Genomic DNA, 851 nt, shown 5'->3' with positions numbered 1-851 from the left:
GATTCAACGCAAGAATTGAAGAATGAATCATGATACTCCGTGAATTGTGATGAAAAGACCGACCTACCATCGTAGGTTCACGGTGACTTCACGGAGTACACGATGACGACCTATGCGCATGCGACGACCGCGTCGCTCGACATTGCCTATCTCGAATGGAATCCGCGCGGCGAACGCGTGGCCGTGCTGCTGCACGGCTGGCCGGACAGCCCGGTCGGCTGGGAGGCGGTGGCATCGGCGCTCGCCGCACGCGGCTACCGCGTGCTCGCCCCTGCGTTGCGCGGCTTCGCGCCGACGCGCTTTCGTGACGCGTCCGTGCCGCGCAGCGGCCAGCTCGCCGCGCTCGGGCGCGACCTGCTCGAATTCGTCGATGTGCTCGGTATCGAGCGGCCCGTGCTGGTCGGACACGACTGGGGCGCCCGCGCGGCCGCGAACGCATGCGGGCTACGCGACGGTGTTGCCTCGCAGCTCGTGATGCTGTCGGTCGGCTACGGCACCAACGATCCCGCCCAGCCGCTGTCGCTGCAGCAGGCGCGCAACTACTGGTATCACTGGTTCATGGCGACGCCGCGCGGCGAGCAGGCGCTGCGCGACGACCGCCGCGCGTTCGCGCGCCTGATGTGGGATACGTGGTCGCCGCCGGGCTGGTATCGCGACAGCGATTTCGACGCGGCGGCCGCCGCGTTCGACGGACCCGACTGGATCGACGTCGTGCTGCATTCGTACCGGCAGCGCTGGGGCTTCGCGCCAGGCACGCCGGCTTATGCCGACGACGACGCGCGGCTGAACTCGTATAACTTCGTATAATGTATGCTATACGAAGTTATTACGGGGCCTTCGCGCGCCGACGC

General features: G+C 66.5%; 1 pseudogene. It reads left to right on the top strand.

Annotated elements, in window-relative coordinates:
* Positions 1–102: 102 nt before the first annotated feature.
* Positions 103–789 (top strand): annotated as a pseudogene (locus JMF90_RS38845) (alpha/beta fold hydrolase); the annotation flags it as partial.
* Positions 790–851: the final 62 nt, after the last annotated feature.

Origin of the sequence: Burkholderia sp. E168m23, from assembly GCF_016586125.1 — a bacterium.
GTDB classification, from domain to species: domain Bacteria; phylum Pseudomonadota; class Gammaproteobacteria; order Burkholderiales; family Burkholderiaceae; genus Burkholderia; species Burkholderia orbicola.
This window is presented reverse-complemented; position numbering and strand designations above follow the sequence as displayed.